Source organism: Leucobacter sp. NPDC015123 (assembly GCF_043080205.1).
Lineage (GTDB): Bacteria > Actinomycetota > Actinomycetes > Actinomycetales > Microbacteriaceae > Leucobacter > Leucobacter aridicollis_A.
Genome location: NZ_JBIBVH010000001.1, coordinates 517706 through 540617, shown reverse-complemented (window position 1 = coordinate 540617; position 22912 = coordinate 517706). Strand labels below are relative to the sequence as shown.

Here is a 22912-nt window from a genome sequence, read left to right as displayed (position 1 = left end):
GTGCCGGGGGCTAGTTGCCCGTCGGGGCCGCGTCGTAGGTCACCCAGCTCGCCCGAGTTGCGAGCGTGTTGTAGAGCGCCTGCGCCTGGTGGTTGTCTTCGGCTGTGACCCACTGGACGCCCGCGCGCCCCTCGGCTGCAGCCATGTCTGTGAGCCTGCCAATGAGCGCGCGGCCCACGCCCCTCCCGCGAGCGGCGGGCGTGGTGAAGAGGTCGTCGAGGAAGATGCTTGTCGTCCCTGTGTAGGGCGACGAGAACCGGCGGTGGTGGGCGAATCCAAGCACCTCGCCGTCGACCTCTGCGACGAGCGCATCGCACTCGTGTCGCGGATCCATGAACCATCCCCAGGCTCGCGAGACGACCTCTTCGGACTCTGCGAGCCTGTAGAACTCGCGGTATGCCCGGAAGTGAGCGCGCCACTGGGTTTCGTCGGCTGGCGCAAGCGGGCGGACCGTTGGTGGGGCGAAGCCCGGTGCGGTAGCGGCGAAGGCGACGGCCGCCGCGGTTGACAGTAACGGTGTTGCGGAATTATCAGTAACGTTATTAACTAGGTTCATGTCCAAGGATAACAGAAGCTCGGCGGTGGCAGCGCAGATCCGCGCCGACATCGCCGACTTGTCACCCGGAGACAAGCTTCCAGGGGTGCGGGAGCTCGCCAGCAGATTCAAGGCGAGCGCGGCCACAATCTCCGAGGCGCTCGCCGAGCTCAGCGCGCTCGGGCTCGTGCGCGCCGAGCCAGGCCGGGGAACGTTCGTGGCGCGGCGCGAACCCATCCGCGAGGCTGACTACTCGTGGCAAACCCAAGCGCTCGGGCCCGCCCGGGTCGACGCAGATCGCGCCTCACGGCTCGGTGGGTACGGGACCCCGCAGCACGTGCCACTCTCCTGGGGATACCTCGCGCCCGAGCTCGTGCCGGGCGGTGAGCTCACTCGGATAACTGCCCGCGTCGCAAAACACTCGCGCTCGTGGCAGATGACGCCCGTCGTGGGATCGCCAGATCTGCGCAGGGTCATCGCCGCCGACTACACGGCAGATCCAGGCGATGTGCTCATCGTTCCCGGTGGCCAACAGGGGCTCGCGTACGCGCTACGAACCCTCAGCGAGCCGGGCGGCCACGTCATCACCGAAAGCCCGAGCTATCCCGGCGCTATCCTCGCAGCGCAGAGCGCCGGGCTGACAGTGAGCTCGGTTCCCGCCGACGCGCACGGGATCCGGATCGAGGCGCTCGCCGACGAACTCGAGCGCACCCGCGCCCGCGTGGTCTATGTGCAGCCCACGTACGCGAACCCGACCGGGGCGGTGCTCGCCCCTGAACGCCGCACGGCGCTCATCGAGCTTGCCGCAAAGCACGGCGCGTTCGTCGTGGAGGATGACTGGGCGCGCTATATCAACCTCGACGAGAAGGCCCCGCGGCCAGTGTTCGTCGACGATCCCAACGGCCACGTCGTGACGGTGACGACGCTCTCGAAGCCAGTGTCGCCCGGACTGCGGCTCGGCGCCGTGATCGCGCGCGGACCAGCGGGGGAGCGACTCCAGGGCGCGCGCGCCGCCGAAGATCTGTGCGTCTCACCGCTCACCCAGGAGGTGACCCACGCCCTGCTCACCTCGCAGGCGTGGGTGCGACATCGGGGACGACTCAGTGCCGAGCTCACGGCGCGGCGAGACGCGCTCGTGCGGGCGATCCACACCTACCTCCCTGACGTCACACTGCAGTCGATCCCGCGTGGTGGACTGCACATGTGGGGGAGGCTGCCGGAGTTCGCGCGCTCCCGCGAGGTTGCCGAGAACGCCTACGCCGCGGGGGTGCTCGTCGGCGACGGAAGGCATTTCTTCGTGAACGAGCCCTCCGGGCAGTACCTGCGCTTCTCGTTCGGCGCGGCGACCGAAGCACAGGCCGCCGAGGGGGCCCGGTTGTTGGCGCGGGTGCTCGAGACCTAAGCCGTTTGTCCCCGCCGCAAGCGGGTTGTTCTGATCGCCAAAGTGAGGGGCAAAAGTTGGCCGTTCATGCCATGGCCTTTCACTGCTTCGCGCGATAGTGTGAGGCTCACAAGTGACCCTTGTGAGTGCTTCGACGGCGAAGACGACGCATCTTTGTTGCCGAGGCGCTGAGCACCACTGAGTGCTCCGAGTACCACCAGAGCAATCCCAAACAAGGAGCGTGAACGTCAATGGGGATCAATATCCATGATCCAGAACCCATTCGCTTTCTCGACGCAGACGGAACGTTTGCGCCGAACGAGAGTGCGGCGGAGTATCTCAGCGAGATCGATGATCTCGCTGTTGAAGAAGTCCAAGAGTGGTACAGGTCGATGGCCCGCAGCCGTGCTTTCGACACAGAGTGCACAAACCTCCAGCGTCAGGGCCAGCTCGCGCTGTGGGCACCGAACCTTGGCCAGGAGGGCTGTCAGGTCGGGCTCGCGTACGCGACCGAACCAGACGACCACCTGTTCCCCACCTACCGCGAGCACGCCGTCGCCGACGTCCGCGGGGTACCGTTTCTCGATCTCGCGGCCCAGTTCCGCGGGCTCACACACGGCGGATGGGACGTCAACGACCCAAAGAACGGCAACTTCCACCTCTACACAGTCGTGCTCGGCGCGCAGGCGCAGCACGCGCAGGGCTTCGCGCTCGGCATGCTGCTCGACGCAAAACGCAAGGCCGGAAACACCGCGCTGGATCCGAATGAGGCCGGCACCCGCACTGAGCGTGGCGTGATGTGTTTCTACGGCGACGGCACCACAAGCCAGGGCGAGGCAAACGAAGCGCTCGTCTTCGCGCAGAGCTACCAGTCTCCAGTCGTCTTCGTCGTGCAGAACAACCAGTACGCGATCTCGGTTCCAGTGGCCCGCCAGAGCCGCACCCCGCTCTACCGACGTGCGCTCGGATTCGGTATTCAGTCGGTGCAGATCGACGGCAATGACGTGCTCGCCTCCTACGCCGTCGGCCGCCGCTTCATGCGCGACGCGCGTGAGGGCCGCGGCCCGGGCTACATCGAAGCCCTGACCTACCGCGTTGGCGCGCACACAACGAGCGATGACCCGACCCGCTACCGGGAGAACGAAGAGCTCGAAGAGTGGAAGACGAAGGATCCGCTCGCCCGTGCCGCCGGATACCTCCGCTCACTCGGAGTCACGGACGAGACGATCGCAGAGATTGACGCCGAAGCCGCCGCTCACGCGCGCGTCGTCCGCGAGGAGATCCTCGCGCTCCCCGCGTCGAAGCCCGACGAGATCTTCGACTACGTCTACGCAGAGCCGCACCCGCGCATCGACGAACAGCAGACCTGGATGCACGCCTACGAAGCGTCGTTCGCAGAGGAGGTGGCCTCATGAGCCAGTCACAGGAGACCACATCACTCGCGATCGCCCGTGCGATCAACGCAGGCCTCCGCGAGGCGCTGTCCAAGGACGACAACGTCGTGCTGCTCGGGCAAGACATCGGCGCCCTCGGCGGCGTCTTCCGTGTGACAGACGCGCTCGCGAAAGACTTCGGAACCGCCCGCGTGCTCGACATGCCGCTCGCAGAGGCAGGCATCCTCGGATCGGCAGTCGGCCTCGCGATGAGTGGCTTCCGCCCCGTCGCCGAGATCCAGTTCGATGGCTTCGTGTTTCCGGCGATGAACCAGCTCGTCACCCAGCTTGCGAAGCTGCGAAACCGCTCGGCCGGCACCATGAACATGCCAGTCGTGCTGCGCCTGCCCTACGGCGGCCACATTGGTGCTGTCGAACACCACCAGGAGAGCCCGGAGGCGTACTTCGCCCACACCGCCGGCCTGCGTGTTGTCAGCCCGGCGAACGCGAACGACGCCTACTGGATGATCCAGCAGGCGATCGAGTCTGAGGATCCCGTGATCTTCCTCGAGCCCAAGGCCAAGTACTGGCAGAAGGGTGAGGTGCGCCTCGACCGCCCCGCCGCGAAGCTCCACGAGACGCTCGTCGCCCGCGAGGGGAGCGACGTGACCCTCGTTGGGTTCGGCGCGATGGTGACGACCCTGCTGCAGGCCGCAGAAATCGCCAAGTCCGAGGGCGTCAGCGCCGAGGTCATTGACCTGCGCACAGTCTCACCGATCGACTACGGGCCCATCATCGCATCCGTGCGCAAGACCGGCCGCGTTGTCGTCGCTCAGGAGGCGCCCGAGAACGCTAGCGTCGGCTCCGAGATCGCCGCGACGCTGAGCGAACGCTGCTTCCTTTCCCTCGAGGCCCCGGTGCTCAGGGTTTCGGGCTACGACACTCCGTTCCCGCCTGCCGGGAACGAGAGCCATTACCTGCCCGATGCTGATCGCGTGCTTGAAGCCGTCGATCGCGCACTGAACTACTAGACAGCGCGCCGCGCTGAGAGGGTAAGACATGAGTAAGAATGAATTTGCGCTCCCCGACGTGGGGGAGGGCTTGACCGAAGCCGAGATCGTCACCTGGGCAGTGAAGCCAGGCGACACCGTGCACCTGAACCAGGTGATCTGCGAGATCGAGACCGCGAAGTCGCTTGTTGAGATCCCGTCGCCGTTCGAGGGCGAGATCGCCGAGCTGCTCGTCGAAACCGGGACGACGGTGCCCGTGGGCACCGCGATCCTCAGGATGGTTGGCGACGACGCCGATCCTGGTCCCGCCACCGCCCCCGCTGAGCCGGACTCTTCCGAGGGCGAATCCGCAGGTGCGGCGCACGCGGCTGACGCGGCCGCCGCCGCTGAGCCAGCTAGCGCCGCCCCAGCAGCGGCGGACGACGAAAACTCGGGTGCCGTGCTCGTCGGGTACGGCACCGGCGGGGCAGTGAAGAGTCGCCGCAAGCCTGGCGGGCAACCGCTCGTCGTGGTGGGACCGGCCGAGACCGCCGAGCCCCCTGCCGCGGGCAAAGTGTATGTGAAGCCACCCGTGCGCAAACTTGCCAAAGACCTCGGCATTGACCTCGCGCGGGTCGCAGGTTCGGGCGCGGGCGGCGAGATCCTTCGCGACGATGTGCACGCAGCGGCGAGCGGCGCAGGCACCTCAGGATCGGGCGCGACGGCAGGCGAACTTCGCATGGCGACGAGCGGATTCGGCTCGGGTGGCGCGCGCGAGGAGCGGGTGCCCGTGAAGGGAATCCGTAAGGTCGTCGCGGCGGCGATGGTCGAGAGCAAGTTCACGGCCCCGCACACCTCAGTGTTTGTCGAGGTCGATGCGACGCGCACGATGAAGTTCGTCAAGCGGCTCAAGCAAAACGAGGCGTTCGCGGACGTGCGAGTGTCGCCACTTCTCGTCATGGCGCGTGCAGTGATCTGGGCGCTCGCTCGAAACCCCGAGGTGAACTCGGCTTGGGCGGGCGACGAGATCATCCGCCGCAACTACGTGAACCTCGGCATCGCAGCCGCGACGCCCCGCGGGCTCGTCGTGCCGAACATCAAGGACGCGCACGAGCTGTCGCTCCTCGAACTCGCCGAGGCGATCGGCACGCTCACACAGCGGGCCCGTCAGGGAGCGACCCAGCCAGCCGAGATGCAGCAGGGCACAGTGACGATCACTAACGTCGGCGTGTTCGGGGTCGACTTCGGGCTGCCGATCTTGAACCCCGGCGAGACTGCGATCGTCGCCATGGGCTCGATCAAAGAAAAGCCATGGGTTGTGAAGGGTAAGGTTCGCCCGCGCATGGTGACCACGGTCGGAGGCTCGTTCGATCACCGCGTCATCGACGGCGACGTGATCAGCAGGTTTATCGCAGACATCGCAGCCGTGCTTGAACGACCGGAACACCTGTTGAGCTGATTCGGCTGAACATCGCAGAGGAATCGCACACATTGGTTGACGGGCGCGCGGTGCCCACTCGTAGGATCGCAGTATGACTACTGCAGTGTTGCTGAGCATCGACAACGGGATCGCCCGAATCACCCTGAACCGGCCCGAGCGGCTGAATGCGTTCAACGACGAGATGGCTGAGGGGTGGGCGGCAGCCGCACAGGCTGCCGCCCAGTCCGACGACGCGCGCGCCATCATCATCGACGCCGCGGGCAGGGCGTTCTGCGCCGGGGGCGACGTGCAGGCGATGGCGCAGATGGACGAGCGCGCAGGTATGATCCGCGAGCTCGCACACCGCATCAACGACGGAATCCTCGCCCTGACGGAGTCGGCGAAGCCCGTCGTCGCGGCAGCCCACGGTACGACTGCGGGCGGCGGGCTCGGCATCCTCCTTTCGAGTGATTACGCCGTTATCGGTGAGTCGTCGCGCGTCGGCAGCGTCTACGGCGGCGTCGGACTCACGCCAGACCTGTCGGTGTCGGCCCAGCTCGCCGCGGCCGTCGGCGAACGCCGCGCCCTGCAACTGCTGCTGCAGGAGCGCCTGCTCTCGGCCGGCGAAGCAGTCGAGTGGGGGCTGGCCGCCGAGAAAGTCGCCGACGACAAGGTGGGGGAGCGCGCGAACGAGATCGCCGCGTTCTGGGCCCAAAACGCCCACGCGTACGGCGAAGCAAAGCGGCTCATCCGTTCCCGGCCGGAGCGCACGTTCCGCGAGCAGCTTGCCGAGGAGGCGAGCACGATCGCGGTCGCGTCGGAGAGCCCCGAGGGTGACAAGCGCATCCGGGCGTTCGCATCGCGCTAGCAGTGCAGGGCGGTCGACGCCGCGTTGGACCTGGCTGGGTGACGACTCGGCAACCGGCGCTGCTTTGGCCTGCGCGGGGCGGCTGGTCGGATAGTGCCCGGCGTGGCATGCTGAGTGCATGGGAAGCGGGCGCGAGGAGACAAGCCGTCAGGCGATCGTCGCGATCCGCCGGGTCCGCGACAGGATAGACCGCGACTACGCACAGCCCCTCGACGTTGAAGCGCTCGCCCGCGACGCGCACATGTCAGCCGGACACCTCAGCCGCGAGTTCAAACGTGTCTTCGGGGAATCACCCTACTCGTACCTCATGACGCGCCGCATCGAACGTGCGATGACCTTACTGCGGCGGGGAGACCTCAGCGTCACTGAGGTGTGTTACGAGGTCGGCGTGTCATCGCTCGGTACGTTCACAACCCGGTTCACAGAGCTTGTTGGGGTCTCGCCTGGCGCCTACAAGCGCGGAAGCGCAGGTGTGGCTGCAGGGATTCCCGCCTGTCACGCAAAGCAGGCGACGAGACCGGTCAGGAATCGAGAAGTTTCTGAGCGCTGAGCGACGTAGATTAAGCGCATGAACATTAGCATTCACTACGCATTCCTGCCGCACACCGATCCTGAGGCCTCGTTGAGCTTTTACCGGGACGCCCTCGGGTTCGAGGTGCGAAACGACGTCGGCTACGAAAACATGAGGTGGATCACGGTCGGCCCCGTAGGCCAGCCGGATACCTCAATCGTGCTGCACCCGCCGGCCGTTGATCCTGGCGTATCCGAGGCGGAGCGGTCTGTCATCCTCGACCTCATGGCCAAGGGGGCGTACGGCGCGCTCACGCTCGCGACTGACGACCTTGACGGCTTCTTCGCGAAGCTTGAGGCCGCGGGTGCGGACGTGGTCCAGGAGCCGATCGATCAGGATTACGGGGTGCGCGACTGCGCGTTCCGCGACCCTTCGGGCAACCTCATCAGGGTCAACCAGCGCTAAGCCTCGGCCTGCCGGCCCAGCGTTCCGGCACTATGCGATGCGGTGTTCCCGAACCTCTGCTGTCGCCGAAGCGCCGTTGTTGTCGACGTAGAGCTGGCCCTCGGTGAGGGACACCGTCATCGTGTTGCGTCGCTCGAGCGTTTCGACGAGAGCGTCGATGAAGCCGAGGTCGAACGAGCGCACGACGATGGCAACTGCATTGTGGATCGTCTTGCCCGACCACGCCGCAAGCAGCTTCTCGGGTTCGCGGTGTGTGTAGACGGCGGTGCGCTCGGCGAGCTTGCTGCCGAAGTGGAGCCTGTCGGCATCCGGTGCACCGACCTCGATCCAGGCCGTCGTCGCACCGGTGAGGTCGCGCACGAGCACAGCAGGCTCGTCGGTGGTGGAGACGCCAGCGCTGAACTGGATGCCCTCTTCGTATTCCAGGCAATAGGCGAGCAGACGCGTGATCATGAACCTGTCGGTCTCTGACGGGTGCCGTGCGACCCGAAGAGAAAGATCCTCGTACACCCCGCGATCCACGTCAGCCAGTTGAATGTCGAAGGTGTGCATGGTTGCGCCGATAGCCATGGTTCCCGAGTTTACCCGGGCTTGCACACTCCGGGCTCACGCACCCGCCTCTGCGCCAGACGCTACTTTCCCTGCAGAAGTACCCCTTACCAACGGTCAGGAAGGGGCGGTCTTGCAGGGAAAGTGGTGTTCGGCGGGGTAGGTCGGGCGGGCCCGGCTCAAGCCCGGCCCGGCTCAAGCCTCGGCCGCGCCAGGCCCGAGTCAGGCCCGGCCCACGCCCGCGGCCTCGAGGGCAGCCGCGACCCCGCGGCGCCCCGCCTCGCCAAGCCCCTGCACCGGGTGGGGGAGGGACTCTGGCCCGACGAGCCCGAGCTCCTCTGCCACCGAGGCAACAACCCTGAGGCTCCCGTGCTCGGCGAAGAGATCCCAGAGCGGCGCGAAGCGGTCAGAGATTGCGGTTGCGGTCGCATGGTCGCCCGACTGGGCCGCACGCGTCAGATCGAGGCATTCCCTGGGCAGCACTCCCGCGAGCACGCTGTACCACGCGTCACAGCCGGTGAGGAGCGCCGCGGCGGCCGACCCGTCGCCGCTGATACCCAGCGTGACTGTGGCGGGAATGTGCTCGCGGTAGTGCGTTACCGTCGCGGTCGCTGCGTCAGCCTCTGTGGGCACGGGAGGGATCTTGACGGAGGCGACACGGGGCAGTTCGGCGATACGCCCGTGGAGCTCCAAACTGAAAGTGAATCCGGTTGTCGCGGGGTTGTCATACACCACGAGCGGGACTGAAAGCTCGGCCGCGACGCATTCGTAGAGCCCGAACACCTCGTCCTGAGTGAGCCGTTGGTACGACATCGGAGCGAGCAGCACGGCCGAGGCGCCAGCGCGTTGCGCGTTGTCAACGTTCCCCAGTACCTCGCGGGTGCTGAGCGCGCTCACCCCGATGACGACAGGCACGGTCCCGGCCGCCCGAACAGTGAGCTCCGCGACCCGGGCGCGCTCCGCGCGAGACAGATACGCGTAGCTTCCGGTCGAGCCGAGAGCCCCGATCGAGTCGACGCCGGCGTTCGCGAGCCGTTCGACGAGCCCTTCGTACGCCGCCTCGTTGACTGCAAAGCCGGCCGCAGACTTCGCCCCGACGCTCGGGCGGAGCGGCGTCAGCGGAAAGGCGCAGAGCCCAGTGAACATCATCCTTGCTTCCTCTCCGTGATACGCGACCGCACTGCCAGTGCAGCACATGCGACGACTGCGAGACCGCCGCCAACGGTCGCGAGCGTGAGCGGTTCGCCGAGCAGCAGAGCTGCCCACGCAATACTCATGACGGGCTGCGTCAGCTGCACCTGGCTGACCCTCGCCATCGGGCCGATCTCGAGCCCTCGATACCACGCGAAGAATCTGAGAAACATGCTGACGACACCGAGGTAGGAGAACGCCGCCCACTGAATCGGGGTCGCGTGTGGTGACGTGGTAAGTACCGAGACCGTCGCCAGCGCGAGCATGAGGGGCAGGCTGAGCACGAGCGCCCATGAGATTGTCTGCCATGCGCCGAGCTCGCGGGCGAGTAATCCTCCCTCTGCGTAGCCGATTGCCGCTGTTGTGACGGCTCCAAAGAGGAGTAAGTCGTGCCACGAGAGCTGCCACGAACTGTCGGTCTGGAGGGCAGCGAACACCACGGCGGCCAACGCCCCGAGCGTGGCTGCGACCCAGAAAGCAGTCCCGGGTCGCTCGCCGGTGCGCACGACAACGGCCATCGCCGTGGCGGCCGGCAACAACGCGATGATCACCGCGCCATGGCTCGCCGTGCTCGTCGTGAGCGCAAGCGAGGTGAGGAGTGGAAAGCCAACAACTGCCCCGAGAGCGACGGCTCCGAGCCGCAGCCACTGGGGGAGGCTTGGGCGCCGCTGCCGTGTCGCACTGAGCGCGACTATTGCGAGGGCTCCGGCGACGACGGCTCTGGCTGAGGCGACAAATAGCGGAGAAAGCCCACCGAGCGCAACGGTGGTGAGCGGAACTGTGAATGAGAATGCGACGACGCCGAGAAGTCCCCAAGCTATTCCCGAGCGGGGTGTGGACCGACTGGCCGCGTCGGGGGACTCGTCCTCCTGCGAACAGAGAGGCTGGGCTGGAACTCGAGCCGGTATCAGTGGCGATGAATTGCGAGTAGCGCTACTATGATCATTCATGAATAACGATAGCAGTTCGCGAATCGTCGCGGGGCTCCTCGATTGGATTGCGAACGCTCCGTCCGGTGCGAAGCTCCCGTCGACGCGCTCACTCGTCGCCGAATATGGGGCAAGCCCGGTAACGGTTCAGAAAGCGCTGCGAACGTTGAACGCCAGGGGGCTCGTGGAAAGCCGTCCTGGTTCAGGAACCTTCGTGCGCGCAGTTCGCACCGCCCGACCGCTCGATTTCGGCTGGCAGACTGGGGCGCTGCGCTCGCCGCTTGCTCGGCTGCCCCGAGCCTCGATGACTATGCGCGATACAGTGCACGGGGCGATTGCGCTGCATGCCGGCTACCCAGACCGCGAGTTGCTGCCCGAACGGCTCGTGCGAGCAGCGCTGACGCGGGCTGCGCGCAGCGACGTCGCGGTGTCTCGCTCGCCCGTAGCGGGGCTCCCCGAACTACAGGCTTGGTTCGCGCAGGAGCTTGCCGCCGCGACGCCCATTGGTATCACGCCGCCAGCAGCGAGCGATGTTGTTGTGCTTCCCGGCAGCCAGAGTGGGTTGAGCGCGACGTTCCGCGCACTTGTCGGCGCGGGGCAACCGCTCCTTGTCGAGTCGCCGACGTATTGGGGCGCGATTCTCGCGGCGACCCAGGCTGGCGTGCGAGTCGTGCCCGTGGTGAGCGGTCAGCACGGCCCCGACCCCGAGGATCTTGCACGAGCATTCGATGAGACCGGTGCACGGGCCTTCTACGCGCAGCCGAACTATTCAAACCCGAGCGGGGCGCAGTGGTCGACGAGTCGTGCGAGCGAGATCCTTGCGGTCGTTCGCAGCAACGGTGCGTTTCTGATCGAGGATGACTGGGCCCACGATTTTGGCATTGGCAATGACCCAGTACCCGTAGCGACGCAGGACGACGCGGGGCACGTGGTCTACATTCGCTCGCTTACGAAGAGCGTTTCTCCTGCGATCCGGATCGCGGGGGTTATCGCGCGAGGACCGGTCCGAGAGCGGATTCTTGCTGAACGAGCCGCCACGTCCATGTACGTGAGCGGCGTCCTCCAGGCTGCCGCGCTCGACGTCGTCACACAACCAGGGTGGAAGACTCACCTGCGCAGCTTGCGTGATCAGCTGCGCGCACGGAGAGATCTGCTTGTCGACAGCATGGCCGAGTTTGCTCCGCAAGCGCACCTCGATTGGATTCCGCAGGGTGGCCTCAACCTGTGGTTCAGGCTCCCAGACGGCGTTGACCTGCCCGAGGTCCTTCGGGCGTGCGAGGACGAACGCGTGCTTATCGCTGCCGGCGACGAGTGGTTTCCGGCGGAGCCCGCGGGAACCTTTGTCAGGCTGAACTACTCGGGACCGAACCCTGGCGCCTTCCCAGAAGGCGCCAGGGTTATCGGCAGCGTGCTCGAGGGCTTGAGCTAGTTCGTCACCTTCCGCACCGCGCGCCCGCCCGAGTGGATGTACTTGTCGCCGTTTTCGAGCGTGTAGAACTTCACCGACGTCCATGCGCCGGGGTCTCCGACCGCGAAGAGGCCGTCGCTCACGGGGATGAGGTCGTATTCGGCTGCCGACTGCGCGACGAAGGTCGCCGCGATGCCAGTAATCCTGCTCGAGGCGCGAAGCGCGCCGCCCTCCTCAAACGTCTCCATCTCGACGCTCGCCCGCTTGTACTCCCCGACGTACTCGGAGACGTCCGTCTCGAACGGTTCCTCCGGGGGAGCGAAAGCGGCGGGCAGCGAGACGCCGCCGAGGGTCTCGAAGATCTCGGTGAAGAGCCCGCGGTACACCTCACGGATCGCGCCGCCGTTTGTGAGCATGACGACCGCGAGACCGGCCTCCGGGAGCACGCGCAGGATCGCGGCCTGCCCGACGGTGCCACCATCGTGACCGAATAGCCTCGTCCCGTTCCAGTCGTAGCGGATCCACCCGAGGCCCCATGAATCTCCGAGCACGGTCGTGTCGGGCAGCGGCACCTGGAATTCGGTCATTTGCGCTGCGCTCTCGGCCGACAGCAGGCGGGTGCCGTCACTTGCGACGCCGCCTTCAAGGTGCATTCGAGCGAACGAGAGCACGTCTGCTGCAGACGAATTGATGATCCCGGCTGGGCCGAGCGATCGCGGCAGCGACCAGCGCGGTGCCAGCAGTGGGCCGTTCTCGTCGCGGCCGAGGTGCCCGAACGCCGCCCGCTGCCTGAGGGCGTCTTCGGGAAGCGTGCTCGTGTGTTTCAGTCCGAGCGGCGTGTAGAGCCGCTCGCGCATCGCCTCGTCCCAGTTCTGGCCAGTGACGATCTCGATGATGCGCCCGAGCACCGCGTAGCCGGCGTTCGAGTACGAGAATGTCGCGCCGACGGGGTGATTCAGGGGTGCGTCAGCGAGCGACGCGACGTACTTCTCGAGGCAGTCGTCGCCGCGGCCGAGGTCGTTGTAGTTGTCGCCGTCGATGCCGTTTGTGTGCGTGAGCAGGTGGTGGATCGTGATGAGTTCTGCCTGGCCCTCGTCGGCGACATTGAACCCCGGAATCACGTCCACAACCCGGGTGTCGAGCGAGAGCTTGCCCTCGTCGATGAGCTGCATCGCGACAGTCGCGGTCCAGACCTTTGTGATGGAGCCGATCTGGAAAACTGAGTCGTCGGTGGTCTCGACGCCGGTGTTGATGTTGAGGATGCCGTGGCTCGCGACGACAGGCTCCTCGCCGAGGCGCAGGATTCCGAGTGTCGCGCCTGGAATCTCGTGCAACGTCGCGAGCTCGCTGAAGCGCTGCTGCCAGTGTGCGGCGTCGAGCGCAGCGGCGCGCACAGGCCTGCCCGGCTCGGGCACGTGGCGGACGACCCAGTCGACGATACGCCGGTTCCAATCGGCGCGGTGCGAGGGGCGGCCGTTGGCGAGGAAACCGTGTGCACCGCCCGGATAGAGCACGAGTTCGGTGGGAACCTCCTGTTCGCGCAGCGCGGTGAACCACTGTTCTGCCTGGCCGACAGGGCAGCGGTGATCCTCGCCTCCATGCACGATGAGCGTCGGGGTTCGCACGTCGCCGACCTTCGAGATCGGAGACTGGAGTGCAGTGACCTCGGGGGTCTCCCAGGGCAGCGAGAGGTTCTCGAACCCCGAGATGAAGTGGCCGACGTCGGACGTGCCCGCGAGACTCGCGAGATCAGAGACGACCCCACCCGCGACCGCCGCTGCGAAGCGCCTATCGCGCGAGGTGAGGTAGCACGTCGTGAACCCGCCATAGCTGTATCCGGTGATCGCGAGCCGGCTTGCGTCAGCGATTCCCTCCTCGACGAGCGTATCGAGGGGTTCAAGGAAGTCGTTGGCGTCGCCGTGTCCCCAGACGCCGATGACGCCCCGCATGAACTCCTCACCGTAGCCGTCACTGCCGCGCGGGTTGAGCGTGAGCACGGCCCAGCCGCGGTTGACGAGCTCGTGGTGGTAGGCGTGCACGGTCTCGGCAGCGCCGTTCCAGGCGTTGTGCGGGCCGCCGTGCACGTCGAGCAACAGGGGCAGCGGGCCGGCAAGCGACGGATCGCGGCGCAGCCAGCCGTGCACAGTCGTGCCGTCTGAGATTGTGAAGCTGCGCGGCTCGGCCACGACGACGCCAGAGTCCTCGGGCGTGTAGCTGGTGAGTACGGTCAGCGACCCTGACCTCAGGTCGACAATTGCGACCTCACCGAAGCTCGTCTCGGTCGCGAGAATGATCGCTGCGGTCGAACCCGAAACTGACACTCCCGAAACGTTGGCTGCGCCGCCGACGAGAGCCCGGGGCGATCCGCCTGCGGTGTCGGTGATGTAAAGGTTCGTGTAGCCGCTCTCGCGAGCGCAGAACACGAGCTCAGAGCCTGTCGATCCGTACTGGGGGAGCGCGCCCGGGTATCCAGGCGCGCCCTGCATGACGTTGCGGTCGAGCGATGCGGTGAGGTTGCGCGGCGCTGAACCATCGACGGGTATGGCGAAGATGCTCGCGTTGCCAACCTGCGTGCTCTCGCTGCCGACGGCGAGGATCTCGCTCCCGTCTGGTGACCACGTCGTCGCAGAGAGCTGCCCGGTGGCTGAGCCAACGAGGCGAGGGGCGATCTTCGCGCTGGCGGCGCTCACAACGTAGACGGCGCTCGTGAGATCGAGGTCGCTGCCGGGGGTCTTACTGCTCGAGAAGGCGATCTGCGACCCGTCGGGCGACCAGACGGGCCTGCCTGCCAGCCAGTCTCCGGAGGTTAGCCGAAGCGTCGTGGCGTCATCGAGATCGACGACGTGGATGTGGGTACGGACTGTGCCAAGAAACCCGGCACCGTCTGCCTTGTAGAAGAGCTTGTCGGTGACGATCGGCTTTGTCTTGAGCGTCGGTGAGGGGGAGGTAGCATCGCTTGGCGCGGCGCTCACATCGACAGGGCCGCTGAATGCAAGCTTCGAGCTCGCAGCATTCCACACTGGCGGGCCTGCGCCAAGCGGCTGCTTTGTGACCTGTTCGGCCTCGCCGCCCGCAATCGGGAGAACCCACAGCTGAGCCGGACCGCTCTGGGCGCGCAGGAACGCGATCCGGGTCCCGTCTGGGCTCCACGCAGGCGCCGTGTCCGAGGTGCCGCGCGTCAGTTGGCGTGCGGGGCCGCCAGCCGTCGGCGCGATCCAGAGCGACCGCTCATCGCGATCCTCACCGCGGTTCGTGCTGCGAAGCACATACACGACCTGCGACCCGTCGGGCGACACTGTGGGTTGCTCGGGGAGCGGGTGATCGAGAAACTCGTCGGTGTGAACACGTCGCTGTGTCATTGTGTCTCCTGTCGGGGGTGCTGTGTGCGGCGGAACTGAGGGTGGCCTGCCGGGCGCTGAGTGCTCGCCGGGCCAACTGAATGTGTCACGGCTCGGGGCCGGTCGCTGTGTGAGAGTGGCCCGCGACCGGAAGGTCGCGGGCCTAGGGCATGCGGGAAACGGCGAGCGTTTCGCGGTGCCAGACGCTGCGGCGGCGAGCCTCGCCAGGTGGCCGCCGCAGCGCGGTCGAGGTGTGGCGGCGTTACACCGTCACGCGGCGGCTCGTCCGCCCGCTGTTCATATACAGCGCGCGCCCGGTGCCGTCGTCGCCTGTGAACGAGTACTGCGGCATTGTGACCTGATCGGTGCCGAGCGCGAGCACGGTGTCGTCGCGCCAGTGCGCGAGCTCGATGGGCTTCGGTGTTGCGCCGAGTTCAGCGAAGATTCCCTGGAGATCATGGGTGACCCAGACCCGACCGTCATCGTCCTGCGTGACATGGGTATCGGCGGCCGCGGAGCGGTAGGTGCCGACGTAGCGCGACGCATCAAACCCTGTCGTTCCCTCAGACGCCTCAGGGGCAGCGGGGGCCTCGATGCCCGTGAGCCGCTGTACGGCTGGCAGTACGAGGTCGGAGTAGAGCGCCTGCGTGCTGCCGCCGTTGGTGAGCAGCGCGATCGCGACTCCGTGGTCTGGGAAGACGCGGAAGAACGCGCTCTGGCCGAGGGTGCCACCGTTGTGTCCGATCGTGCGTCCGCCCGACCAGTCAAAGAGTCGCCAGCCAAGGCCCCAGCTGTCGCGCGAGTCGCCGAGGTCGGGGAGCAGCACCTGCGGCTCCTGCATCGCGGCGATGCTCTCGGCGCTCACGATCTGGGTGCCGTCGGGGCCGACCCCGCCACTCAGGTGAAGTTTCGCGAACTCCATGAGGTCCGCTGCGCTCGTGCACAGCACTGACCCTGCGGGGGAGTGCGCGCGAATGAGCGACCACTCCTTCGCAGGCTCGGGCTCGCCGCCAGCCGTCATGGTGAGGTGCCCGACCGCGGCCCGGAAGCGAATTGCCTCGTTGGCGCCCGTGACGGCGCGCGTGAGCTGCATCGGCTCGATGAGGTACTTATGTAGGCACGCCTCGTAGTGCGCGCCGCGAAGCACCTCGACGAGTCTGCCCAACACGCAGAACGCCGCGTTGTTGTACGAGAACATTTCGCCGGGAGGGAAGATCTGGTCTGTGTCGCGGAGGGCTTCGACGAAGAGCTTCACCGCGTCTTCGCCCTCGGACGTCGCAGTGAAGACATCGCCTTCGAAGCCCGAAGTATGGGTGAGGAGGTTTCTGACGGTGATCTGCGCCGCCGCCTCAGCGCTCGCGAGGGCGAACTCGGGGAGGTAGCGCTGGATCGGGGCGTCGAGCTCAACGAGCCCCTCGTCGACGAGCTGCATGACAAGCGTCGTCGTCCACACCTTGGTGATCGACCCGACCTGGAACACAGTGTCGGTTGTCGCCTCGACTCCGGTGAGCCTGTTGATGACGCCGCCCGCAGTGGTGAAGACTTCATCGCCGTGCAGCACTGCGATCGCAGCGCCAGGCACGCTGTGTGTATCGAGCAGGCCCGGAAGCTCGGATTCAATCCACGCGCCGACCTGGGCCAGTGACTCCACCATAGAAACTCCTCCTCATCGAGAAATGCGACTCTTTCGAGCGTAAGGCGCCGCGAAAGCTTGGATCTCGTAGGACTCGACGGGAGTTGGCCGCGACATTCGTGAGATACGACAATTCTACGTCGCCCGCGGGGAACCGCTCGTGGCCCCAGCACACAGGTACGCCCCCGGCCGCGGCGTGAACCGACGGTCGGGGGCGCTGCCCGCGGGCGCTAGTTCGCCGTGTCGACCCGCTTGCTTGCGCGGGACAGCTTCGATGGCCACCAGATCTTTTCACCAATGTCGTAGCTCAGCGCTGGTACGAGCAGCGACCTCACGATGAACGTGTCGATGAGCACGCCGAACGCGACGATGAAGGCGATCTGCACGAGGAAGAGGATCGGGATCACGGCAAGCGCGGCGAACGTCGCGGCGAGCACGAGACCCGCTGACGTGATGACGCCGCCGGTGATTGTGAGCCCGCGCAGGATCCCCTCGCGGGTGCCATGCTTCACCGATTCCTCGCGGACGCGTGTCATGAGGAAAATGTTGTAGTCGATGCCGAGCGCGACGAGGAAGATGAAGCCGAAGAGCGGCACGGCCGGGTCTGCGCCGGGGAAGTTGAACACCCCGTTGAAGACGAGCGCTGAGACGCCGAGGGCGGTGCCGAACGAGAGCGCTGTCGTGAGCACTAGGAGGATCGGCGCGACGACCGAACGCAACAGCAGCATCAGGATGACCAGGATGACGGCGAGCACGACTGGGATGATGAGGTTGCGGTCATGGATCGATGCGGTGTTCGTGTCGATCGCAGTTGCGGTGACGCCGCCGACGAGGGCTCCAGGAACCGCGTCAGACAGCTCTGAGCGAATCTCACGAACAGTGTCTGCCGCGGCGTCCGAGTCAGCCGCCGATGTGAGCGTTGCCTGGATCATGACGTCGCCGTCGACGACTGTCGGCTCAGGAGCGGGAGTTCCTGGCGGGCCGAACGCTGAGATTCCGTCGGCCGTGATCGGTGCGGAACCGCTCGGCGAGTCTTTCGAGACGACCGATACGCCGTCGATGTCTGAGTGCGCGAGGAGCACGTCTGCGGCGGCCTGGAGCTCATCTTTCGGCACGACGACTGTCGCGGGGCTGCCTGATCCACCCGGGAAGTGCTCGCCGAGCGCGAGCTGGCCGTCGCGGGCTTCGGACGATCCAATGACGAGGTCAGATTGCGGCACGCCGACAGCGTTGAGCTGCGTGACTCCGAGTGCGCCCGCGGCGAGCACAATCGCCGTTGTCACCCAGATGGCGCGCGGGCGGCGCTTGATGAGGGCCGCGAACTTTCGCCAGATGCCGCCCGAGGGCATGCCATGCTCTGCTTCGACGACGTCGGGTTCGAACACTGGCCGGCGCGGCCAGAACGCCGCGCGGCCGAACGCGAACAGGATCGCGGGCAGGAGCGTCAGGGCCGCAAGCATCGCGAACACGATGCCGATCGCCGCGACAGGGCCGAGCGTGCTGTTCGATTTGAGATCGCTGAGCAGGAGGCACAGGAGGCCAGCGATGACTGTGCCGCCGGATGCGACGATCGGCTCGAACGATGCCCTCACTGCGCGCATCGTCGCCTGCCACTTGTCGGTGGTGATGCGGAGCTCCTCGCGGAAGCGCGCGACGTAGAGCAGGGAGTAGTCGGTCGCTGCGCCGATCACGAGGATGAAGAGGATGCCTTGGGTCTGCCCGCTCAAGAGGATCACGCCGGCTTTGGCGAGCCACCAGACGGTGAGCAGCGCAACGCACAACGCGAACATGCTCGTCGCCAGTACGGCGACGGGAAGGAGCAGGGAACGGTAGACGACGATCAGGATCAGGAACACGGCGATGAGCGCGACCCCGAGCAGGAGCCCATCGATGCCGGAGAATGCGGCAGCGAGGTCGGAGCTGAACCCGGCGGGGCCTGTCACGTAGACGTTGACGCCGCTGGGAGCGTCTGCCCGCAGTGTCTCGCCGAGTGCCGCGACGGTGTCGCCGAGGTCTGCGTCGGAGTCGATCGGCACGAAGGCCTGTGCAGCCTTTCCGTCTTCTGACGGGATTGCGGGAGAGACCCCGTCGGTGATGCCAGGGGTGTTCGCGAGGCCCGTCAGGGAATCGGAGATCTTCGCGAGGTCTGTGTCTGTGAGTGCCGTGTCGCCCGCGAAGACGACGATCGCGGGGATCGTGTCGCTGTCGTTAAACTCAGTCAGCAGATTGCGCACCTGCGTCGCGTCGGCGGACTCGGGGAGGTACGCCGTGGGGTCGTTCGAGGACACTTCGCTGACCTTGCCGAAGTACGGGCCGCCGATTCCCGCGCCCGCGAACCAGACGAGGATGAGCAGTGCCGGGATCAGGATCCGCAGCCACTTCGGTGCGCTGCGGCGTGATCCAATGCTCTCCCCGCTTCGATGCTCGGTGTGCGTGCTCGTCATGCGATCCCCCTGCTAGCCATGCGCTTTCCTTGGTTCATTGCCGAATGTCGCTAGCTTAGCAAGAAATATCAATGGGGTGTAGTTAGTTCAGCATAAAGTATTCGAACCAGGCTACAATCGTCACATGCAGGACAAGTTCACGGGTGAGGAGCAGGACCGCTCCAACGTCTATGATCTCGACTCGAACGACCCCGAGCAGCGGCTCGTGAGCCGAACGGGCGTCGACCCCGCACAGGTGCAGCACATTGGAATGCTCATGGGCGCCCTTGGGAGGCTTCGCGACGCCGAACAAGAGCTGTCCGATGCCTCGCTCAAATACATGCGGCTCAACGAGACAGACATGCGCGCGCTGCACTTTCTCATCGTTGCCGGGAACCGGGGAGACCTCGCGACTCCTGGAACGATTGCCAGCCACCTGAAGATTTCAAGCGCCTCGACAACGAAGCTGCTCGACAGGCTCGAGCGGGCCGGGCATATCGTGCGCCGAGCACACCCCACAGACAGGCGCGCGCTCGCCATCTCCATCACTCCCGAAACGCGCGAAGCGGCGATCAACACAGTGGGCAAGCAACACGCAAAGCGCTTTCATGCCGCGGCTCGCCTGACCCCCGCTGAGCGTGACGTGGTGATCCGATTCCTTGACGACATGGCCTCGGAGATCAGGATTGGTTCTGACGAGTGGCCAAACCAGGACGAGGCCGGGGCGAACTAAACTCGATTCTCCTCAGGGTGATCTTCGGCTTGAGCGGGCCGCAGCCGGAGTAAGAAATCCGCGCACGCTGGTTTCGATCCGGCTACGATCCATGACTATGGGCATCGTATCGAGCGGCGACGACTCTCATCAGGCTGAGGGGCAGGGTGGCGCGGATCACGCTGCCCGCGAGCGGGTGCTGCAGATCCGGTGGGTCGCCCAGTCGGATAGGCCGGCGCCGATCGCTGCTTCGTCTCCAGCGGAAGCGCTTGAACTGATGAGCGCGGGCAGTCGGGCCTTCGGGGCGCTGGGGTCGACGGGCGGCGACGTTGAAATGCGCCTTGACCCCGAGGCGTTCGGCTTCGTGAACACCGGTGACGAAGACGGCATTCTGAACCAGGAGCCATTCGCCGCAGTGCTGAGCTGTTCTGATGCTCGGGTGCCGATCGAGCTTGCGCTGGGTCGCGGGGCGAACGACCTCTTCGTGGTGCGCATCGCCGGCAACGTGCCAGGCGCCGAGTGCCTTGGCAGCATGCACTACGCGTCTGAGCACCTGCCCCGCGTGCAGCTGTTTTCGGTCATCGGCCATTCTCAGTGCGGTGCCGTGACCGCCGCCGTCGACGCGTTGCTCGACCCTGCGACCTATCTCACGGTAGCCCAGCTCGCGCCTTTGCGTGAGATCGTGGATTCCCTCTTTGGCAGCGTCAGGCTCGCCGCCTATGCGATGCAGCAGGTTACCGGCGACGCAACCTTCGTCGCTGCGGCTGAATCGCCTCGGCTGCGTGAGGTGCTTATCGCGGTCAGCGCCGTCGCCAATGCGGCGCTTGGGGCCAACGTCGTCGCTCGCAATCTTGGCCGCGAGGCTGCTTTCGGTGTCTACGACCTGTCGGAACGAACCGTCGGCTCAATGCGCGCTGGCGGGTGGGAATCGGGGATGCGGATGGCTCCTGAGACTGACGCCGAGCTCGGTGCGGTGATTCGCGAGGCTGCTGAGGGGTACCTTGCCGAGCGCACGACGGTCTCGCCCTGATTCATAGCCTCTGGCACATTGCTCCTTCACATACTCTGGCGAGGTGTGACAATGGAACCAAGTTGAAGCGTAGGAAGGAACTGTATGCGTGAGTATTCGTTCGTTCGTGTCGCGGTGAAACGTCGCCGCGAGGGATCAGTGCTGCAGAAGGACTACCGCGAGGTCATCACCGAGCAGGCCGCGAAAGGCTGGCACTTCGTTCAGGCAATCCCGCTTGAGTCGCACACAGAGCCGCGACTCGACCTCGTGTTTAGCCGAAAGGTAAAGAAATGAAACACCCACTTCGCCTTCTCCAGGCGTTCACCCTCTTCTTGGCCGGTCTGTTTGGCTTCTTCGTGTTCCTCGGCAATCTCATGGATTACGACTCAAACTTCCAGTTCGTGAAGCACGTGCTATCGATGGACACCACCTTTGAGGGCAATGCTCTTATGTGGCGCGCCATCACCACGCCGTGGGTCTGGACAGTCGGCTACATCGGCATCATCATCGCGGAAGGTGCGTTCGCTGCGATCGCGATCACAGGCGCCATCAAACTGTTCCTTCGCCGCGACGCAGACATCGCAACGTACGACAGGGCACGGGGCTGGGGATACACGGCGTACGCGCTCGGCTTCGCGATCTGGTTCATCGGCTTCATCATCATCGGTGCGGAATGGTTCGCGATGTGGCAGTCGAGCACTTGGAACGGCAAAGAGACCGCAATGGGTATCGTCACGCTCTGGGCCGGATTCGCCGTGCTTCTCGCCATGAACGAGCCAGCCCGCGATTCCGAGTCCAAGGCGTAGCGTCAGAGTGACTGTGACGGGAGGTGCGCAGGGCACGCCTGTGCCCGAGCGCGCCTCCAAACGGCGGTTCGCGCTGCAGATGCAGCAACCGCTGCCGCGCGCGACACTGTTCGACCGCACCGCGTTTCTCGTCGGCACCATCGCGGCTGCCTGGCTCGCGGTGATCATATCGATCCAGAGCGTGCGCTCGCCGTGGGCGCTCCTGCTGTTCGTGCCTGTCTGGGCAATCACGGCGTATCTTGTGCTGCCGCGTCTGCACAAGATGCTGTCGGACCTCTACGTTCCGGACTATTTCTTTGGTCGCACCCGGACAGCCGACGGCCTGCTCGGCGACCCTGTGAATCTTGGTGTCGACGGTGACGGAGAACAGCTCGACACCGCGATGCGGCGTGCAGGCTGGCATCGCGCCGATGAGATCACCCTGCGGTCGACCTGGGGCATCATCGTCTCGACCCTCACCCGCAAGAGCTACCCGACCGCACCCGTCTCACCGCTCATGCTGTTTGGCCGTCGCCACGACGTCGCCTATCAACAGGAGGTCGCCGGAAACCCGAAGCAGCGCCACCACGTCAGGTTTTGGCACTGCCCACCAGGCTGGTTGCTCCCGGGTGGGGCGCAGACTGATTGGCTCGGTGCGGGTACCTACGACACTGACGTCGGATTCTCACTGTTCACGCTGCAGATCACGCACCGCATCGACGAGAACACCGACGAAGAACGAGACTTCGTCGTTGCGAGTGTGCGCGAGGCGTCGCCCGAGATCGCCACGCGCACACTCCGCGACTTCACGACTGGCTATCACGCGCGAAACGGTGGCGGCGACAGGTTTATCACCGACGGACATCTTCCAGTGCTCGATGTCACCGCGGTTACACCCGATGGCGACACTTCGGAGCGTGAACCGGTGGTGCCCCAAACCGCCCAGGACGTCGTCGACCGCGCGCCGCTGAGCATCGCCATCTCGGTATTCCTCATCATCGTGAGCGCGATCGTCGACTTCGTAGCGGTCATGTTTGACCCCGAAGTCCGGCAGTCGTGGAACGAGGCAGCGGACTCAGGTGGGCCAATCTTTGCAGCGGCAGTCACGATCCTCGGCGGATCCCTGACGCTCGGCCAGCTCTTCCTCGCCTGGCGACTCCTCAGGCGGGGCCACCGCTCGCGAACCCTGCTCATCATTCTGCTCGCGCTGACAATCTTTGGTATCGCGGTCGGGTACGTGCAGGGCTTGGAAGCTATCGGTTTGAACGGCACGCTCTTCTCGGCCTCACTCATGTGCCTGTCGCTGCTCGCGTTGACGAGCGAATCGGCTGCCGCGTGGACGCGAGGGCGAAGGAACGCCGGCGCGCACTAACGCGCGCAAGTCCGTCGTGTC

Annotated in this window: 20 protein-coding genes; 13 read left to right on the top strand and 7 right to left on the bottom strand. The window is 65.8% G+C overall.

The annotated features are described in order from the left end of the window. Positions 1-10: 10 nt before the first annotated feature. Positions 11-556, bottom strand: coding sequence for a GNAT family N-acetyltransferase (locus ACF07D_RS02440; protein WP_255809244.1), 546 nt, complete (start codon positions 554-556; stop codon positions 11-13). On the opposite strand from ACF07D_RS02440, the gene ACF07D_RS02435 reads away from it, so the two are divergent. From ACF07D_RS02435 to ACF07D_RS02405, 7 genes are all read left to right on the top strand, one after another. Continuing rightward, positions 555-1937 (top strand): PLP-dependent aminotransferase family protein, encoded by a 1383-nt coding sequence (locus ACF07D_RS02435; RefSeq protein ID WP_391503743.1) that lies wholly within the window; start codon positions 555-557, stop codon positions 1935-1937. The two genes, ACF07D_RS02440 and ACF07D_RS02435, sit on opposite strands and share 2 nt — an antisense overlap. A 230-nt stretch (positions 1938-2167) precedes the next feature. Beyond that, complete coding sequence (locus ACF07D_RS02430) at positions 2168-3331, top strand: thiamine pyrophosphate-dependent enzyme (RefSeq protein WP_255809246.1); 1164 nt, start codon at positions 2168-2170, stop codon at positions 3329-3331. Further along, the gene (locus ACF07D_RS02425) at positions 3328-4320 is read left to right on the top strand and encodes an alpha-ketoacid dehydrogenase subunit beta (protein WP_119283189.1); all 993 of its coding nucleotides are present in this window, start codon (positions 3328-3330) and stop codon (positions 4318-4320) included. The genes ACF07D_RS02430 and ACF07D_RS02425 overlap by 4 nt, the downstream gene beginning before the upstream one ends. 28 nt (positions 4321-4348) lie before the next feature. Next, on the top strand, positions 4349-5737 hold the full coding sequence (locus tag ACF07D_RS02420; protein ID WP_391503742.1) for a dihydrolipoamide acetyltransferase family protein: 1389 nt from the start codon (positions 4349-4351) through the stop codon (positions 5735-5737). A gap of 73 nt (positions 5738-5810) precedes the next feature. Further along, positions 5811-6566, top strand: a complete 756-nt coding sequence (locus ACF07D_RS02415) for an enoyl-CoA hydratase/isomerase family protein (protein WP_119283187.1) — start codon at positions 5811-5813, stop codon at positions 6564-6566. A 118-nt stretch (positions 6567-6684) separates the two neighbouring features. Continuing rightward, positions 6685-7116 carry a helix-turn-helix transcriptional regulator gene (locus ACF07D_RS02410; RefSeq protein ID WP_391503741.1) on the top strand — a complete coding sequence of 144 codons (432 nt, stop codon included), beginning with the start codon at positions 6685-6687 and terminating at the stop codon, positions 7114-7116. A gap of 18 nt (positions 7117-7134) precedes the next feature. Then, the gene (locus ACF07D_RS02405) at positions 7135-7542 is read left to right on the top strand and encodes a VOC family protein (protein WP_391503740.1); all 408 of its coding nucleotides are present in this window, start codon (positions 7135-7137) and stop codon (positions 7540-7542) included. A gap of 30 nt (positions 7543-7572) precedes the next feature. Here ACF07D_RS02405 and ACF07D_RS02400 read toward each other — a convergent pair whose 3' ends face one another. The 3 genes from ACF07D_RS02400 to ACF07D_RS02390 all read right to left on the bottom strand — a co-directional run bounded on the left by ACF07D_RS02400 (position 7573) and on the right by ACF07D_RS02390 (position 10232). After that, positions 7573-8112: a YaeQ family protein gene (locus ACF07D_RS02400; protein ID WP_391503739.1), complete on the bottom strand. Its 540-nt coding sequence runs from the start codon at positions 8110-8112 to the stop codon at positions 7573-7575. A gap of 201 nt (positions 8113-8313) precedes the next feature. After that, positions 8314-9240, bottom strand: coding sequence for a dihydrodipicolinate synthase family protein (locus ACF07D_RS02395; protein ID WP_391503738.1), 927 nt, complete (start codon positions 9238-9240; stop codon positions 8314-8316). Then, positions 9237-10232 carry a DMT family transporter gene (locus ACF07D_RS02390; RefSeq protein WP_391503737.1) on the bottom strand — a complete coding sequence of 332 codons (996 nt, stop codon included), beginning with the start codon at positions 10230-10232 and terminating at the stop codon, positions 9237-9239. Before ACF07D_RS02390 ends, ACF07D_RS02395 begins: the two co-directional genes overlap by 4 nt. On the opposite strand from ACF07D_RS02390, the gene ACF07D_RS02385 reads away from it, so the two are divergent. Continuing rightward, a complete protein-coding gene (locus ACF07D_RS02385; protein WP_391503736.1) occupies positions 10231-11640 on the top strand; it encodes a PLP-dependent aminotransferase family protein in 1410 nt (469 codons plus the stop codon). The two genes, ACF07D_RS02390 and ACF07D_RS02385, sit on opposite strands and share 2 nt — an antisense overlap. On the opposite strand, the gene ACF07D_RS02380 is transcribed toward ACF07D_RS02385, so the two are convergent. The 3 genes from ACF07D_RS02380 to ACF07D_RS02370 all read right to left on the bottom strand — a co-directional run bounded on the left by ACF07D_RS02380 (position 11637) and on the right by ACF07D_RS02370 (position 19034). Continuing rightward, positions 11637-14978, bottom strand: coding sequence for a serine hydrolase (locus tag ACF07D_RS02380; RefSeq protein WP_391503735.1), 3342 nt, complete (start codon positions 14976-14978; stop codon positions 11637-11639). The two genes, ACF07D_RS02385 and ACF07D_RS02380, sit on opposite strands and share 4 nt — an antisense overlap. Before the next feature lie 241 nt (positions 14979-15219). Beyond that, entirely contained in the window at positions 15220-16611 is a 1392-nt protein-coding gene (locus ACF07D_RS02375; RefSeq protein WP_391503734.1) for a serine hydrolase domain-containing protein, read from the bottom strand. A gap of 209 nt (positions 16612-16820) precedes the next feature. Next, complete coding sequence (locus ACF07D_RS02370) at positions 16821-19034, bottom strand: MMPL family transporter (RefSeq protein WP_391503733.1); 2214 nt, start codon at positions 19032-19034, stop codon at positions 16821-16823. A 124-nt stretch (positions 19035-19158) separates the two neighbouring features. Between ACF07D_RS02370 and ACF07D_RS02365 the strand changes: the two genes are divergently transcribed. The 5 genes from ACF07D_RS02365 to ACF07D_RS02345 all read left to right on the top strand — a co-directional run bounded on the left by ACF07D_RS02365 (position 19159) and on the right by ACF07D_RS02345 (position 22891). Then, positions 19159-19746: a MarR family winged helix-turn-helix transcriptional regulator gene (locus ACF07D_RS02365; RefSeq protein ID WP_391503732.1), complete on the top strand. Its 588-nt coding sequence runs from the start codon at positions 19159-19161 to the stop codon at positions 19744-19746. A gap of 91 nt (positions 19747-19837) precedes the next feature. Continuing rightward, complete coding sequence (locus ACF07D_RS02360) at positions 19838-20755, top strand: carbonic anhydrase (protein WP_391503731.1); 918 nt, start codon at positions 19838-19840, stop codon at positions 20753-20755. An 84-nt stretch (positions 20756-20839) separates the two neighbouring features. Beyond that, positions 20840-21028, top strand: coding sequence for a DUF4177 domain-containing protein (locus ACF07D_RS02355; protein ID WP_255809263.1), 189 nt, complete (start codon positions 20840-20842; stop codon positions 21026-21028). Further along, positions 21025-21540, top strand: a complete 516-nt coding sequence (locus ACF07D_RS02350; protein ID WP_119283176.1) for a DUF2165 family protein — start codon at positions 21025-21027, stop codon at positions 21538-21540. The genes ACF07D_RS02355 and ACF07D_RS02350 overlap by 4 nt, the downstream gene beginning before the upstream one ends. A 7-nt stretch (positions 21541-21547) precedes the next feature. Next, positions 21548-22891 (top strand): LssY C-terminal domain-containing protein, encoded by a 1344-nt coding sequence (locus ACF07D_RS02345; RefSeq protein WP_391503730.1) that lies wholly within the window; start codon positions 21548-21550, stop codon positions 22889-22891. Positions 22892-22912: the final 21 nt, after the last annotated feature.